We start from the raw sequence: 15623 nt of genomic DNA on the forward strand, positions 1-15623 counted from the left end.
ATGTGATATGAGGCGCCTGATCGACGCCTTCAGCCCATTCGTCAAGCATATTTGGACGATCTGCTCTATTCCTTTTGCCCACCCTGAAAAATGGTTTCATCCTGTTTTACTCGAAATCCGTTTTTCTTGGCCTGCTCCAGCAGCTCAGCGGCATTATCCTGCGGCTTATATCCGATTAGTTCTTCCAAGTAACCAATGTCATAATAATTATCCGTATTGGCTGACGTACCGTACAAATTAAGATAACTCATCTCCGAAGGGGCCTCGATACAGCAGACGGTCAGATGGATCATATCGCGCTCGGAGATCCATATATGAGCAGCACGCTCCGAATGCGGCCGATCATCCCCAGGAAAATTACCGATGCGGATATTCATTGAAGATATTTTGCCCTGATCGGCATACAGCCGTCCCAACAGTTCAATATAGCACTTACTCAATCCATAAAAGCTATCCGGTCGGTAGGGATCTTCTACATCTATGGCTTCGCCTACTTTATAAAACCCTGTGGCATGATTGGAACTGGCGAAAATAATGCGCTTCACCCCATTTTTGACCGCAGCTTCATATAGCTTATAGGCTCCGCTTACATTGCCAGACAGCACTTTGCCGAGGAAATCCCCTTCATCCTTAATCCATGCAAAATGCAGTACCGTATCCACTCGATGTGTAAGCTCAGCCAACCTTGCAGTATCATGTATATCCAGTTCGACAATCCCTGCTTCTTCATCCCTCATTACATCGGCAGCGGTTATTTCATATTTTCCTTCCGCTTTTAGCCCTTCATAGAGTACTTTCCCAATTGTGCCCGCCGCCCCTGTAATCAACAATTTTCGTGCCATCGTCCGCATCTCCCTTCTTTATTTGGCAGTGTGCCGTCATTCATAGCTTAACCAACTCCCTAGAGTGGGAACCTTGTTACCATCATTCATTACATTCTGTCACCTATAAAAAAAGGACTCTGCTACCTGAGCAGAGTCCTTACTTGTTGCTATTATTAAGTTATTAATTTCAAGCTTGCCGTACTACCCTCACTCTGCGATTAACCAGATAAATGCTAAAGCCGATTAATACCAGACCGATCAGCAGAAAAGCCGTAATCGATTCGTGAAGCAGCATAGAACTGACAAATACCGAAATCACCGGCACCAAAAACGTATAGGAAGCGACCTTACTAGCATCTCCCGAATTGACCAGCGTGAAATACAGCAGCCAGGATAGTGAAATTCCCAGCACAGTCCCGAACACCAGTCCTGACACATATGGAACATTCCATACGATGTCTGACCAGCTTTCCGTTACCGATCCAGCCCCTGTCAACACGATGCCTCCAAGTGTACATTGAAATGCGACCAGCCACAACGAATCCACACGCTTGTTAACCTTTTTCACATACACGGTTCCTAACGCCCAGCTCACCGCTGTAATAATGGCAATAATTACACCTGCAATAGCCACATGTCCTGAAAAGCCTCCGACACTGACAGCTGCCACGCCCAGAAATCCAATGATCAATCCAATCACTTTGAGCTTGGACATTGCTTCCCCCAGCCACATCCATGCAAAAATGCCAACCAACACAGGCTGAAGATATACCAGCACAGAGAACAGACCTGATGGAACGTACATGAGCCCCACGGTTTGCAAGCCATAAAACAGAACTACGTTAAAAATACCTGAAATAGCATACACCCGCCAATTTTCTTTCCAGCGAATGCGATTCCATCTCGGTGCTAAAATCGCTCCCAATAGCAGGCCACCCAACAGTGTACGTAGCCCTGCAAACAAAAGGGGAGGCGTGAATTCCAGTGCAACTTTATAGATGGGCCAAGAAATGCCCCACAATACGACCAGTAGCGCGATCATCATTATCCGCTTGGCTGTCGTTAACTCTCCCATGATGCACTCGCTCCTCTATGAAAAAAATCACTAGACTTTATATATTACGCCTATGGGACAACTTTATCAAACAAAAATATATAGGGAAAAGCTCCGCTTCTCCAGTGCGTTTGTTCATAGGATAGGTTTTCGAACAGAGGAATCCAGTCTTTGGCCTATGTTACAATGTACCCAATAGATAAAGCTTATTAGGATAGGAGGTTGTCTGCACTTGATTTATTTCATCAAATTTCTATACAGCTTTGTGCTTCCTCCCGGTTTGTTCATCCTCGTGATGGCAGGGCTTGTAATCTGGCTATGGAAACGGGCGCGTAAACCTGCTGTTGTACTGCTCCTTGTTACATTACTCCTGTATGTTTCATCGACCAATTTGGCTGGAGATTTGTTAATCCGTAGTCTGGAAAAGCAGTATCCACAGCCCCGTACTGTTCAAGGCGATGTTATTGTCGTACTTGGGGGCGGAGCTACAGAGGGAACTCCCGACATCAACGGGCAAGGTAATCTGCTAGGGTCTGCAGCCAACCGACTGCTCACTGCGGCCAGACTGCATGAAGCAACAGGTCTACCTATCCTTTTTTCAGGTGGACAAGTGTTTGGAGACAGTGGTAATGAAGCGAATATTGCGCAGAGGCAGCTAGTAGGACTCGGTATTCCGGCAAAGGACATCCTCATCGAAAACCGTTCCTTAAATACACAGCAAAATGCCGTATATACCTCCCAAATTTTAAAACAGCACCAGCTCACAAAACCTATTCTGGTGACCTCCGCATTCCATATGCCCCGTGCTGCACTGGAATTTCAGCGTGCAGGTATGCAAGCCACAGCTTATCCAACCGACTATCTGGCAAGTGAAAAGCTGTCACTATATGCTGCCAAACTTTCACCGTCTGCTGGAGCCATATCTACAACCGGGACAGCCCTCAAGGAGTATTTGGGGATTTTGGCATTAAAGCTCAAATAATGTGATACACAGGTGTAAAACGAACACAGCACAAACAAGCGTCTTGCGCTTACCGCTATAAGCCAGTAAGCGATTAAGACGCTTGTTTTATCATTACATATTCTCATGCAAGAAAATTTCCGATATTGGTTCTTCTGATATGACCTTAAAGCCCTCCCTTTTTAACAAGGCTGAGGTTACCCCATTGCCTGCAATTTTACGGTTTTCGAATGCCCCATTATAGATCGCTGCCGATCCGCAGGACGGACTGTTTTCTTTTAAAACAATAAGTGACGCGTTAACCTCTCTGGCTATATGTAAAGCTTCGTACGCACCTCTAATGTACATATCACTGACATCATTGCCTGAATACTCGATCACCTTGGCGGTGCCAGTCAGCACATCCGCCCCTGTCCCTCCAACAATCTCAGCAGGCTCTCTCGGCGTCATAAAGCCCCCCAGTAGCTCAGGACAGATCGTCATTGCCTTCTTTTCCTCTACCAACTTCTGAATATGTACATCCAGGCTATCCGTCCCGTTATATCGCACCTTCATGCCTGCCAAACATGAACTTACCAGAATCATTAATCCACCTCATATCCATTGCTTTCACTGTTGAGTAATTTAAAGTATAAACAAATTTTCTCGTAGAGTCATCGTACGAAAATTTAGACTCGCCACTACGTCCGCGCTCCGTCAGGATATTCGTCCAGCTGATGACATAATCATAATCCTGTATTCAAATCTCGTTGCCTTCCTTTCAGTCCCTATAGGATCATGGAGTGATACGTCTTTGCGTGTTTTTTTCAGAGATTGCAAATGCATCAGGATCTCATTTTCTATACAACGAGCTGCAAATATTGCTAACTTGGTGCCTTTCCCATTCTGAAAGCTTTTAATGACCTTGATCAGTCCGATGGTACCGATGGATATAAGATCCTTCAAATCTTCGCCGGTGTTATCGAATTTAAGGAAGGCGGAACGTTTAACTCATCCAAAATAATCTGATAAAAACAAGCCTGAGGCGCATATTGGGCAGCACTCCGGCTTATTTTTATATGTTGAGGTTCATCCTGCTCGTAAGTAAAATAAATTAACTCTTGCTATAAGTCATAATTTTAGATATATTATTAATTAAATAATCAATCATTTAATTAATTAAAGTTTAGTTTAAAGAAAGGGGAATACATTTGGCAAGACCCATCAATGAAGAAAAAAGACTGGAGCGGCGTAAACGTATCCTAGAAGAAGCTGTTGTCCTGTTCGCAGAAAGTGGATATTCTAATACCACAATGGCTATCATTGCGCAGAGTGTGGGAGTGACTCCTGGAACCATTTTTCAATATTTTCCTAGCAAAGAAGCTTTATTCTACGCCGCAGTCCTTGAGCCGCTTGCTGATATTCAGGTGAAATCGCTTGCTTGTCTAAAAAAAGAAGGGACACCAGGCGTATTGATTAAGAGCATGGTGGCAGAACAATTCAACCATATCTACTCCTATATAAATGAATTGCGGCTTGTTCAATCTGTCTTAGGACAACGAATAAGATTCCCTGAACTTACACAGAAGGTCCTTGAAAGTGTAAAGGTAATGACAGATGCGATCGAATGCATCTATGCCAAGGGACAGTTAATGGGAGAATTCAACAAATGCTTTTCTCCAGCAATGATCTCTCGTGCCTATATCTCTTTCTTAAATGGAGTGGGCTTAACTCTTGGAGAAAGTATTATTCAGCATCCGGAGTGGGAAAATCTGAAGGAGCATGCCTTTTATTTGTTCGCACCCATACAACCTAAAGAAAACCGGAGGAGTCTGAATGAGTCAAACATCATTACAACCTGATCTGACATTTAACGTTCGTGTGAAAAAACGGAAGAAAATTTTATGGAGCCTAGGAATCGTGCTTCTGCTTGTAATGGCTCTTGTATTTTTTATATCTTATAAAGTAGTAGACACCTTGTTGCACCATCCTAGAGACACTAATGTCAGCTACGAATTGAATATCGATAAAACACCCTACGAAGAGATCGAGTTCAAGAGTTTGAAAAATGATAATACGATTAGAGGTACATTCTTTCCTGCAAGTGGTCTTTCTGGTAAACCAAGTGATAAGACGATTGTTGTCGTCCATGGATATACGAGCAATCGTTTAGTCAAAGGGCGGACCCAAAAGTTAGTAGAGCATTTCGTTCCGAAAGGCTACAATGTATTGGCATTTGACCTCAGCTCGCAAGGTAAATCCGATGGTGACTTGATTACACTGGGCCTCAATGAAAAATACGATTTGCTAGGAGCTGTAAGCTACTTAAAATCCAGAGACCATACGGGTGATAACATTGGAGTTATCGGCTTTTCAATGGGTGCTGCTACTTCTCTGCTAGCCGCAAGTGAAAGTGATGACATCAAAGCCGTAATTGCGGATAGTCCTTTTCGTAATGCTGGTCTATTTCTGAGAGAGGGTTTGCCCTACTTTTCAGGTCTACCTGCATTTCCATTCAGTTATACATCGACATGGATGGCAAATTGGGTCTTTAAGGTTGATCTTGATTCCATATCTCCTATGAATGCGGTAAAAAAGATGCAAGACAAGCCAGTTATGCTCATTCATGGTACTGGAGATCAGCAAATCAGTTATAAAAATACAGAAATTATTTACGAGTCCTTAAAAGATAACCCAAAAGCAGAAGTATGGTACCCGCAAAATACGGAGCACATCGATGCCATCAACCATTACCCCACTGAATATTTCAAAAGAGTAGATCGCTTTTTGGATGAGTATGTAGGAAAATAAATTCAATCCAAGAGAGCCGACTAGCGAAAAAGCTTGTCCTGACGAAGTAAAAATACCCAATAATATCAAGCATTTTTAGCCTGTAGTGCAGAAAACCACTACAGGCTTTTATTTGCGTTTTAAATGAAAATACATAGCAAAATAGCTATTATTTAAGCGAAAAAAAACGGTAGTACGAGTACAGAGCATGTTGATAAAGACAAAAGACAAGTGTATGCTGTTTGCTGGTCAGGAGAAGATCCTTTTTGGAGATCATTTGAATAAAGACTCGGAATTGAATAAATGAACTAGAAAACAACGCGTTCTCTACAAGAGCAGCGCGGCTTCAAATATCTCCTTATCCATTATCCCTTCTGCTTGTAAAATTCATGGTACAACTTCATCAGCGCGCGCTTTTCAATTCGTGACACATACGAGCGTGAAATTCCCAGTTCTCGTGCAATTTCCCTCTGTGTTCGTTCTTCTCCTCCAGCTTCCAGACCAAATCGGCCAATCACCACTTCTTTTTCACGGTCATCTAAAATATCCAGATTGCGATAGATTTTGCTCTTCTCGATTTTGAGCTGTACCTTATCTACAATATCGTCCGCCTCGGAACCAAGGATATCAATTAAAGTAATCTCGTTGCCTTCCTTGTCAGTCCCTATAGGATCGTGGAGAGATACGTCTTTGCGTGTCTTTTTCAGGGACCTTAAATGCATCAGAATCTCATTTTCTATACAACGGGCTGCAAATGTTGCCAGTTTTGTTCCTTTTCCGGTCTGAAAGCTTTCAATAGCTTTGATCAGTCCAATGGTGCCGATGGATATAAGATCCTCCAAATCTTCGCCGGTGTTATCGAATTTTTTTACAATATGGGCCACCAGCCTTAGGTTATGTTCAATAAGTGTGTTACGGGAATGTGCGTTGCCTTCGGCAAACAGCTTTAGGTGTCGAGCTTCCTCTTTCTCAGTCAATGGCTGCGGAAAGGCGTTGTTTTTCACGTAGGAAACGAGTAGCGTCAATTCCTTGATGAACAGAGCGATAGCACTAAATAGTCCGGGCACGGATGACACCTCCTGAGGTAGTTGCGAACTTACCGGCCTTTGTTACTTACCGGGCTTGCGGTCTGTTTATTGTATGTAGGCAGGTGCCCATCCGTGCCTGTACTCCGAAAACTGCTCCGTAACAATTTGCCGGATATCTTTCTGGAGCAATCTCCAATACTTAATTTGAAACTTAGAGACTTGATTTCCCCATTTTCTTTCAGTAGAGTATTAACTTTTTTCTAAATATGACAATGGAAGTGGGGAATAGACTATCGTATCTCCATCCTCATCTCGTTTTAAAATAATAGCGAACTCAGCACCATTACTCTCATCGCCTCTTGGCAACGGGAAGATCATAGCGGGACAACGCAACTCATAATTATAAGGAAATTCTTTTCGAAAATCCTCTAAAGCATAATTCAGAATTGCATCTATTTTATCGGTAAGCACATGAAATCCACCTATTACAAAATCATTGGACTCTTGGGAAGCGGTATACTTCTCAAATAACTGGGTCTTGTATTCCTCAACAGTGCTAAAACAAACTTCCCAATCCAAAGGGAATACGCCATTTGCCAAATAATAAGTGTATATTTTCATATTCTATACATTCTCCTTCTCGCAGCTAAAATAGTTATTTATATTGTTTCTCTCAATCTTTTTCGATATAAATTAGCCTAGCCTTTAGAATGAGCTTGTTAAAGACCCGAAAATAGCACCCTTTTCTTATTTCCTCCTATATCGTTTGAATTTTTTAATTACGTAGGTTCTTATCCCGTCCATTGCTAGTATAGTCATGAAATAACTGGTTGCTATTATAATGCTTGGCCACTCATTTATGATTATGCCTTTTTTAATTAAGGAATACATTCATTGAGAGTTTCATACAAAATCCAGATAGTTATTCGTTTTCCATGGAACCTGTCGTTATAGCTGAAGATAACGTTTCAACGAATGGAGATACCAAAAATACTTTTCCGAAAAATGTTTTGATCGATAATAATCTCTATTGGGAGAGCAGCTTAAGTGGTAAAGGTGGGGAAATCATCTTCAAATTAGATACGGGAAAAACGATCAATGATATCCTCTTAGCCCAGCCACCTTCTCGCGCTTTTATACTTTCGTTTTCGTTTCATGGCTCGAGTGACGGAGAAAACTGGTATAGGTTAGGACAAGTCGAGGCTGTACCAAGCACTGCAAAAATAACCTATCAGTTTAGTAATGAAATTCCTTTTTCATATTATAAAATAGCTGTACTTTCCTCTGGATTGAATAATACAACCACCTATTATGGTATCCGATACATTCAACTAAGAACCGCGCTAATCAATGGCGTTCCTGCCTACAGAGCGTCCAATATAAATCCCGATATTGCGGAATAAGCCAGTACAAAATACAAAAAAGGGGGCTGGACAACGCCCCTATGAGTAAAGGCTATACTTGAGACAAAAGTTATTCTTACATTCCTAAAATTTCTAGTTATAAGTGATACTTTCTTGCTTTATAACTGAGACTTATCCTCCAACAATAACATAATCACACCCTAATATGATCACTCGTCATTCTATAACTGTGAAGAGAAATGAGAACCAGTAGATTCCTTTTAGCTACTGGTTCTACCTGAACCGCAACAGCGACACAACATCCGTTTGAGTAAACTGTAGGCGATCTGCCCGGCTAAAAAAGTCTCAGACATATACCAAAAAAAGTATAGCCAAATTCGTCTCATGTATTACCGTAACTCATACCTGCGTCAATATGCCGGAAGTGTATTCAATAAGATATCCTTTTTCACGAGCATATTTGATTGTGTTTCTAATCCGACGCTGAAACTCCATTGGTGATTTAACCTTTCCGATATGAATTTCTATCGTATTATCCCACCGAAAATAGCCGTAAATATTCGTCCCTTTACCAGGAACTCGTAGCCACCGGACTATTCGTGTTAAAGCTAAGCAATCCAAGAAGAATGCCATAATGTCGATTGACAACCATGAAACCTGGTGCATGACCTAAATACAAGAATAATCCAACGAGAAAACTAAATATAAAACTTATGCAAACAGTTTCAAGCGAACGCCCTTGATAAAGCCTGAAGCAAAATTTGAATCTCTTAAACATTTCATCCCACCAATCCTTAAATCTCTGCAGTTGTCTCCATGCCGTGGATTTTCCACCATTTGATCACAGTAACCGCTGACTCCCCAAGATCCTGTAAGTCAGTAACGTGTACAGCATGACAACATTCAAGCTTTTACCCGGACTAGATGCCCCTCATGGATCGAAATCCATTCGTGCCGAGAGGAGTGAATTCTAATCGGGCTACTTTCTCAAATGACCACTCGTATCTCCCTGGTATCCAGCCGCCCCCAAATTTAACCTCCATGTAGCTACCCGCTTGGATCGGCTTACCGGCAACAAAATGCCGCAGGCCATTGCTGCTGCCTTTGTGTCCAAGTGTAATCAGATCTTCAATCATTCCATTTTTTTTCGGCTGCGGAGTCATCGGGTCCTTCTCCCCAACCCACTTCCTGACTTTCAGTTCCAGCCCAGGGATCGGTTCTATCCAATCCGCATCCTAATAATATGTTCCGGTGTGATTCCGAAGTTATCCGCTGTAAATAGTATTCTAAGCTGACTAAAAGAGGGCACTGTCACAATTTCCTCTCCTACTTCGGGGTACCGTCGTAAGATTAAATCGGACCACATTTCAGATACAAATTCATCGTTGCTTTTCAATTCAAATCGTGGCAGATGACTAATAAACTCGGATCGCTTTTTGCCAACTGCCTCTGCATCTTCTTCTTGCTTCCGGGATGCGTAAGGGTAGAGCAGATACATACCAAAATGATATAGATGAATATCTATCTTATTGTCCATGAGCTCGTCCACCAGGTACTTGAGCATTACGAGACAGTCAGGCTTCTTTTCGGCATTCAAAAAGATATCATATCTGTGTCTCAGGTTTCGAAAGAATCTTTCCGGGTATTGGTATACATATAAAAAATCCCCTTTTCAAGTCCTCAATTATTGGCATACATATCGACCTGCACCCGGCTGCAGGCTAGCCACTTCTCCAATCGATCAAAAACCTTAATTTCAAATCCCGATTCATTTCTCAATACTTCAAACCGGATGTTCTCCTCTACCGCCGGCCCTCCAATTGTAACTTGATCTCCTATCAGCATACCTTCAAGATTAGCTTTTCGACTTAGGCTTAGTTTCATAAAACTCATTCTTTCCTTATTAATTAAGTCCAACTGATCGACTCCACAGCCCGTAGCAGTTGTTCAATCAATCTTTACTTGTTGCAGGTGTAAGGCTTTTGCCGAAGCCCAACCGCCGATGACAAATTGACATCGGACAATTTGTCCGATATAATGAAAACAAAACGGACAAACTGTCCGAATCTATAATCTGAAGGGTGAAACTGGGATGTATATCAAAAAGTTGTATTTTTTACCCGTAGGTGAATGTTTCCTAGATCAATCGGCAGTTAATCGAACCCTTGTCCCCGGGAAATTAGTCGGAATGCCTGTGTGGTCTTTTCTATTGGAAACGACCAGCGGGCCGATACTCATCGATACGGGAATGCCCGACGCTTTTATCAACAATCCCGATTACTACAAGGGGACTAGACGTGAAGGGCGCGTCGTCCCCAGCATGTCTGACGGCGACTCGATCGTAAATGTGTTAAAGCGTGTCGGTTATCGACCTGACGATATTCAAATGGTCATTAGCTCCCATTTACACTTGGATCATTCTGGGGGAAACGGGCATTTCCGCAATACGCCGATCCTTATTCAAAGGGCAGAGTATGATGCGGCCATAAACAATGAGGATTACTCTCCATTAGAGTGCAGGCTGCCCGATTTACAATATCAAATCATTGAGGGTGACCATGAATTAATTCCGGGGGTTCAAATTTTATTCACTCCGGGTCATTCCCCTGGCCATCAATCAGTCCTTGTCACAACGGAAAAGTCGGGCCCAGTGCTACTGACAATTGATGTTGCTTATACTAGGGAGAACTTTGAGAATAGCGTACCGTTCTTGACATTCGATCAAGAGATGGCTGCCAAATCGATTACTCGCATGCAGGAGTTAATTCAGGATGTTAGGCCGTCCTATGTTTTCTTGGGACACGATAGAGATCAGGCGCAAAAATGCCGCACCTTTCCTGACTTCCTGTAATGGAGGGACAGGCTATGGATACTCAATCAATGGCTTTATCCGGCAATGAGCGGAAATTAATGGGGACACTTTGCTTGCTCATTATTTTCGGAAACATCAATATGACCATGTTTAATTTGTCTATACCTTCGATTTCCGCTGACTTTGCCCTGACCTCCTCGCAGGTGAGCTGGGTTATGGTCGGTTACAGCATTTTGATGGCTATCGGCGCCGGTACTTACGGCAAGTTAACGGAGTCCTTTTCCTTTCGCCAGCTGTATGTCATTGGTTTAATCCTTTTAGCTTTCGGCTCTATGATCGGCTTTTTTGCAGCTTCATACTTGCAAGTCATCATTGGAAGACTGCTGCAGGCAGCAGGGGCCTCATCCATCTCTCCCCTGTCTTACGCGGCAGTAACCCTGTATTTTAAGCCTACAGTCAAGGGACGGGTGTTGGGAACCTTATCCGCCACAATTGCCTTTGCTTCCGGCTTCGGGCCTGTGTTCGGCGGTTTCGTGGAGCAATACTTTGGCTGGCGTGCTTTGTTCATCGTGTCCAGTCTGAGCCTATTTGTTATCCCTTTGATATTCAAGTATGTTCCTGACAAGAAACACGACCGCGGTTCATTCGATTTTCTCGGAGCTGTTTTGTTCTCCGCGGGACTGGCGTTGGTGTTGCTAGGGGTTACGAACTATTGGTTTATGCTCATTGCAGGAGCAGCAGTTCTTCTATGGTTCGGTACTCATATTCAGAAAAAAGAACATCCATTTATCGATGCATCTTTCATGAAAAATGCTCCTTACCGACGAATTCTAGGGATTGGATTCCTTACCTTCGTATGCAACACGGGGTTAACCTTTACTCTTCCTGTCATGATGAAGAATTCCTTTCATTTACCAACTAGTAAAATCGGTCTGCTGATGCTTCCCGGTGCCGCCTGTGCAGCCTTGCTCGGATCCCGGATCGGAGGTTGGACAGATCGTTTCGGAAGCTCCCGCGTGCTTGTCATGTCGCAAAGTCTCGTCATCAGCGGATTTATACTACTGGGGGTATCTGTACATTTGCCGCCATGGATCGACGCTTTATTGATCATTATCCTTATGATTGGATTCAACGGTGTCCTCACCTCTAGCAGCAATTTAGTTTCGACGACACTCCGTTCGGCTGAGCTGGGTGTGGGGATGGGTATTTTCACACTGGCCTATCTCCTAGGCGGAGCATTCGGCCCTGCGCTGGTCGGCCGACTGATTGATCTAAAGATGCCTTTTTTTGTTGTTTATTTTACCATTTCCCTGTTGGCAATCCTGACATACTTATTCGCAAGAAAGGCAAATCCTAGCGGAAGCTATGGTAATTAGTTTGGTAGACTTACGACATGTCCGAAAGATATGGAGGATGAATAGATGAGTAAATTAAATTTCCAACTGTCCTTTGCTGCTATTCATGAGCTGGCCGAGGGGATCCGAACAAGGAAAATATCCCCCGTAGAGATTACAGAACATGCGCTTCACCGCATCGAACGTTTGAATCCGAAACTGAACGTTTTCGTTACCCAAACGTCCGAACTGGCGATTGAACAAGCGAAGCAATCGGAACGCGATATTATGCATGGTCGGTACAAAGGGCCCCTTCACGGGATTCCCATCGTTCATAAGGATCTATATTACACTAAAGGGATCCGAACAACTGCCGGTTCAAAAATATTGAACAGCTTCGTCCCCGATTACGATTCGACGGTTGCAGCTAAGCTACATGAGGCTGGAACAGTTCTGCTAGGCAAAGTACAGACTCACGAGTTCGCTGCGGGATTGACAACAACTAGCCCGCACTTTGGTCCTTGCCTCAATCCGTGGAACACTGAACTTGTAGCGGGAGGTTCAAGCGGCGGTTCGGCTTCTGCTTTAGCGGCTGGACTTACTTATCTGGGCACAGGCTCGGATACCGGAGGTTCGATCCGCATACCCGCTGCTTTGTGCGGTGTCGTAGGGATGAAGCCGACGTACGGTCGGGTCAGTCGGTATGGTATCATTCCAATGGCCTGGTCATTGGACCACTCGGGTCCGTTGACCCGCTGTGTCATGGATGCGTCCCTGTGCTTGGATGTGATGTCTGGCTTCGATCCAAAGGATGAATCGACTGTCGATCTGCCTGCGCCAGGTATCAAGATGTATCCGAATGGTCTCAGAGGTGTGCGTATCGGATTGCCGACAAGCTACTATTACGAGGATTTGATGCCGGAAGTGGAAGCTGCGATGAAGGCCGCTATCAATAAATTCCGAGAACTGGGAGCAGAAATCATCGAAGTTAGCCTGCCCCTGATCAAACATGTTAGAAGTGCGACGATGGCCATTATGATGACGGAAATGTACTCGTACCACGAGAAGTGGCTTGAGACAGAATTGGAACAGTATGGACCGGACGTCCGAATGTTTCTTGAAAGCAGTAGAGATATTCCGGCTTCCATTTACCTTCAGTCTCAGCGGGCCCGGCAACTAATTGTCAATGATTTTTTGAATGCATTGTCCGGAATCGACATCTTGTTGACGCCGGCAACACCGATCACTGCGCCGCGTGCAGATGATGATGCTAGTGTATTCAGATTGAACTCATTTACGGTTCCGACCAATTTGACTGGCTTACCTAGCCTGAGCATGCCTTGCGGCTTCTCACCTTCCGGTCTGCCGATTAATATGCAATTGATTGGCCGCCCCTTCGAAGAAGCGACAGTACTAGGTATCGGCAATACTTATGAAATGAATACAGACTGGCACAAGAGACATCCGGATTTGTAAGCCTGACTATATTTGATGGAGGGTAATCTATGGATCAAAAGCAACTTAACTCTGAAGTTAGCAGGGAAGCATCGACCGAAACCGGAACAGATACGACGAGCGACAAGAAAAAAGCATACGAGCAGTTTATTCATACGATCGCAAGTTTAAAGGAACTGGACCTATCGGGCATTGAACCGCATTTGCCTCCAATTTACAAAAAGCACTATACCAAGAAATAAAAAAAAGCTCATCGGTCACCCAAATGAATGTATTTTTAATTTTTCACGAAATGTATTATAATTATGAAGACGGACAACATGTCCTATACACAAAAAACGGACATATTGTCCGTTTTTCGTGTTAAATAACAGTTAAATTAATGATGAAGGGAGATGTTTATGGTGAATTCAGAATCGCAATCTGTCTCTCTGAAAATTCCCAGAGAGGAGTTAAACCGAAGACGAATTTTGGCGGCGGCTAGAGAACTTTTCATCAAAAACGGTGTTTACAATGTCAATATGCATCAGATTGCGAAGACTGCTGGAGTAGGACAAGCAAGCCTATACCGCCGCTACTCGGATAAGGGCGACATATGTCAGGAGATCGCGTATGAAGAATACCAACCTTTGTTTGATGAAGTTCAAGCATTTCTTGATCAATCCCCAGAAACCGCTGCCTTGGACCGGCTTTACCATGTAATCGTAAGATATGTCTCTTTTTTAGAGGCGAAAGTTCCTTGGCTCTGTGAGGTCAGCCGGGCCTCAACCGGGCATCGTCCGTTACAATCTCCGTTATGTCAATGGATGCGCAATATAAGCAGAAATCTGCTAAATGAGGCCATTGAACAGGGAGACGTATCCGGGGTGGACATTTCATATACTATTGAAGCCCTGCTGGCCGTGCTTCACAATATTGATTACCCTCTCCAAGATGAAGGCTTTACAAGCCAACGAGTTCTTGATGGATTACACCGCATATTTATTGAAGGTTTAAGAACTAATAGACATTAATTGAGGGGCTGGCCACAAAGCCACATAACATGGATGAGGGATAGTCCTGCGTAACTCCTCTTTTTATCTCATAATGGTATATTGAATGTACAAAGAAACCATATCCTTTCAAATGGTCGGGTGGTACCTCCATTTTACCCAGGAACGGTTTCTTATTGTTTTACAATTGGAGAATAGGACGTCCCTAGTCATTTTTATGACTTATGGGACAACCCTTTTTTTCTGCCAATGGCTGCTATGCGAGTTGAAGAGATTTGTACAGCACTTGGGGATTTTATTAAAATTTAGTCTATCTTTCTCCTTACGGATATACAGTAATACTTCGGGCATAGATTTATATAAAGTATGGTAAGATACCCCCGTGTATTCTAATACTGTACAAACTGTTATCCGGCCGGCTTTTTGGAGCAAATCAGAAATCACGAAGTCTACATCAGCCTTATACTTATTGATTCTTTCCTGTCTTAGTTTCTCTTTAGTTTCTTCTATTTTTGAAGTTATTTTATTGTTTAATCCGTTATAATTCGTGATTATATTGCTATAAGACATCCCTAAAAATGTGACTACATCCCTTAATGTAATTTGTTCATGATCGTGTGTTTTGATGTACTCATTTGCAAGTGACCAAAGATATTTTTCCTTTAACTTTTTCTTATTGTGGTTTTGCTTTCTAATTGCTTTAGAGATTCTATTACCCAGTCCGTTTACTCCCAAAGCAGAAAATGGAATTTTTAGATATCGAGCAATTGCCTTATGAGATATTTTAAGATTTTCATACACAAATGTTTGAAGAGCTTTCTCCAATTGATCTACAAGTTCAGCACTGTTATAATTCTGACGTTCTATTGTTTTCCTTTGATAATGTTCTTTATTTAAATAGGGCATTAAATATAAAATACCGTTGCACAGAAGGATCAAATAAATAATAGTAGAACGTTAATATTCCAACCTAAAATCGCTCTTGAGTTCTGTAGTAATCCGAGTTTACCCTCCCAATTTAAATCCCCTC

General features: G+C 43.0%; 18 protein-coding genes and 1 pseudogene. 9 read left to right on the forward strand and 10 right to left on the reverse strand.

What is annotated here, in order from left to right:
• Positions 1-65: 65 nt before the first annotated feature.
• Both ACUC6J_RS16675 and ACUC6J_RS16680 read right to left on the reverse strand, forming a co-directional pair.
• Positions 66-842 carry an NAD-dependent epimerase/dehydratase family protein gene (locus ACUC6J_RS16675; protein ID WP_025365389.1) on the reverse strand — a complete coding sequence of 259 codons (777 nt, stop codon included), beginning with the start codon at positions 840-842 and terminating at the stop codon, positions 66-68.
• A 169-nt stretch (positions 843-1011) separates the two neighbouring features.
• Entirely contained in the window at positions 1012-1899 is an 888-nt protein-coding gene (locus ACUC6J_RS16680; protein WP_045244361.1) for a DMT family transporter, read from the reverse strand.
• Between the two features lie 211 nt (positions 1900-2110).
• Here ACUC6J_RS16680 and ACUC6J_RS16685 point away from each other — a divergent pair, with 211 nt between their 5' ends.
• Positions 2111-2860: a YdcF family protein gene (locus ACUC6J_RS16685; RefSeq protein WP_447249123.1), complete on the forward strand. Its 750-nt coding sequence runs from the start codon at positions 2111-2113 to the stop codon at positions 2858-2860.
• Between the two features lie 93 nt (positions 2861-2953).
• On the opposite strand, the gene ACUC6J_RS16690 is transcribed toward ACUC6J_RS16685, so the two are convergent.
• Both ACUC6J_RS16690 and ACUC6J_RS16695 read right to left on the reverse strand, forming a co-directional pair.
• Positions 2954-3424: a DUF523 domain-containing protein gene (locus ACUC6J_RS16690; RefSeq protein ID WP_031461831.1), complete on the reverse strand. Its 471-nt coding sequence runs from the start codon at positions 3422-3424 to the stop codon at positions 2954-2956.
• A gap of 157 nt (positions 3425-3581) precedes the next feature.
• Positions 3582-3808, reverse strand: a pseudogene (locus tag ACUC6J_RS16695) (sigma factor); the annotation flags it as partial.
• A 221-nt stretch (positions 3809-4029) separates the two neighbouring features.
• Between ACUC6J_RS16695 and ACUC6J_RS16700 the strand changes: the two are divergent.
• Positions 4030-4680: a TetR/AcrR family transcriptional regulator gene (locus tag ACUC6J_RS16700; RefSeq protein WP_447249124.1), complete on the forward strand. Its 651-nt coding sequence runs from the start codon at positions 4030-4032 to the stop codon at positions 4678-4680.
• Positions 4655-5629 carry an alpha/beta hydrolase gene (locus ACUC6J_RS16705; RefSeq protein WP_031461833.1) on the forward strand — a complete coding sequence of 325 codons (975 nt, stop codon included), beginning with the start codon at positions 4655-4657 and terminating at the stop codon, positions 5627-5629. The genes ACUC6J_RS16700 and ACUC6J_RS16705 overlap by 26 nt, the downstream gene beginning before the upstream one ends.
• A 344-nt stretch (positions 5630-5973) precedes the next feature.
• Here ACUC6J_RS16705 and sigK read toward each other — a convergent pair whose 3' ends face one another.
• Entirely contained in the window at positions 5974-6675 is a 702-nt protein-coding gene (gene sigK / locus ACUC6J_RS16710; RefSeq protein ID WP_025365394.1) for an RNA polymerase sporulation sigma factor SigK, read from the reverse strand.
• Between the two features lie 210 nt (positions 6676-6885).
• On the reverse strand, positions 6886-7257 hold the full coding sequence (locus ACUC6J_RS16715; protein ID WP_025675174.1) for a hypothetical protein: 372 nt from the start codon (positions 7255-7257) through the stop codon (positions 6886-6888).
• Positions 7258-7571: 314 nt separating this feature from the next.
• Between ACUC6J_RS16715 and ACUC6J_RS16720 the strand changes: the two genes are divergently transcribed.
• Positions 7572-8039, forward strand: a complete 468-nt coding sequence (locus ACUC6J_RS16720) for a discoidin domain-containing protein (RefSeq protein WP_447249125.1) — start codon at positions 7572-7574, stop codon at positions 8037-8039.
• An 881-nt stretch (positions 8040-8920) separates the two neighbouring features.
• On the opposite strand, the gene ACUC6J_RS16725 is transcribed toward ACUC6J_RS16720, so the two are convergent.
• The 3 genes from ACUC6J_RS16725 to ACUC6J_RS16735 form a co-directional block, all read right to left on the reverse strand.
• Entirely contained in the window at positions 8921-9163 is a 243-nt protein-coding gene (locus tag ACUC6J_RS16725) for a hypothetical protein (RefSeq protein ID WP_167440709.1), read from the reverse strand.
• Positions 9164-9219: 56 nt separating this feature from the next.
• Positions 9220-9537, reverse strand: a complete 318-nt coding sequence (locus tag ACUC6J_RS16730) for a hypothetical protein (protein WP_225164786.1) — start codon at positions 9535-9537, stop codon at positions 9220-9222.
• A 143-nt stretch (positions 9538-9680) separates the two neighbouring features.
• Complete coding sequence (locus ACUC6J_RS16735) at positions 9681-9884, reverse strand: hypothetical protein (RefSeq protein ID WP_031461836.1); 204 nt, start codon at positions 9882-9884, stop codon at positions 9681-9683.
• A 208-nt stretch (positions 9885-10092) separates the two neighbouring features.
• Here ACUC6J_RS16735 and aiiA point away from each other — a divergent pair, with 208 nt between their 5' ends.
• From aiiA to ACUC6J_RS16760, 5 genes are all read left to right on the forward strand, one after another.
• A complete protein-coding gene (gene aiiA, locus ACUC6J_RS16740; protein ID WP_447249126.1) occupies positions 10093-10851 on the forward strand; it encodes a quorum-quenching N-acyl homoserine lactonase AiiA in 759 nt (252 codons plus the stop codon).
• Positions 10852-10865: 14 nt separating this feature from the next.
• Positions 10866-12188, forward strand: a complete 1323-nt coding sequence (locus ACUC6J_RS16745; RefSeq protein ID WP_447249127.1) for an MFS transporter — start codon at positions 10866-10868, stop codon at positions 12186-12188.
• A 45-nt stretch (positions 12189-12233) separates the two neighbouring features.
• Entirely contained in the window at positions 12234-13622 is a 1389-nt protein-coding gene (locus ACUC6J_RS16750) for an Asp-tRNA(Asn)/Glu-tRNA(Gln) amidotransferase GatCAB subunit A (protein WP_031461839.1), read from the forward strand.
• 29 nt (positions 13623-13651) lie between these two features.
• Positions 13652-13843 carry a hypothetical protein gene (locus ACUC6J_RS16755; RefSeq protein WP_031461840.1) on the forward strand — a complete coding sequence of 64 codons (192 nt, stop codon included), beginning with the start codon at positions 13652-13654 and terminating at the stop codon, positions 13841-13843.
• 159 nt (positions 13844-14002) lie between these two features.
• Positions 14003-14614 carry a TetR/AcrR family transcriptional regulator gene (locus ACUC6J_RS16760; protein ID WP_447249128.1) on the forward strand — a complete coding sequence of 204 codons (612 nt, stop codon included), beginning with the start codon at positions 14003-14005 and terminating at the stop codon, positions 14612-14614.
• 201 nt (positions 14615-14815) lie between these two features.
• On the opposite strand, the gene ACUC6J_RS16765 is transcribed toward ACUC6J_RS16760, so the two are convergent.
• On the reverse strand, positions 14816-15499 hold the full coding sequence (locus tag ACUC6J_RS16765) for a hypothetical protein (protein ID WP_031461842.1): 684 nt from the start codon (positions 15497-15499) through the stop codon (positions 14816-14818).
• Between the last annotated feature and the right edge of the window lie 124 nt (positions 15500-15623).

This window comes from Paenibacillus sp. JJ1683 (genome assembly GCF_053006485.1).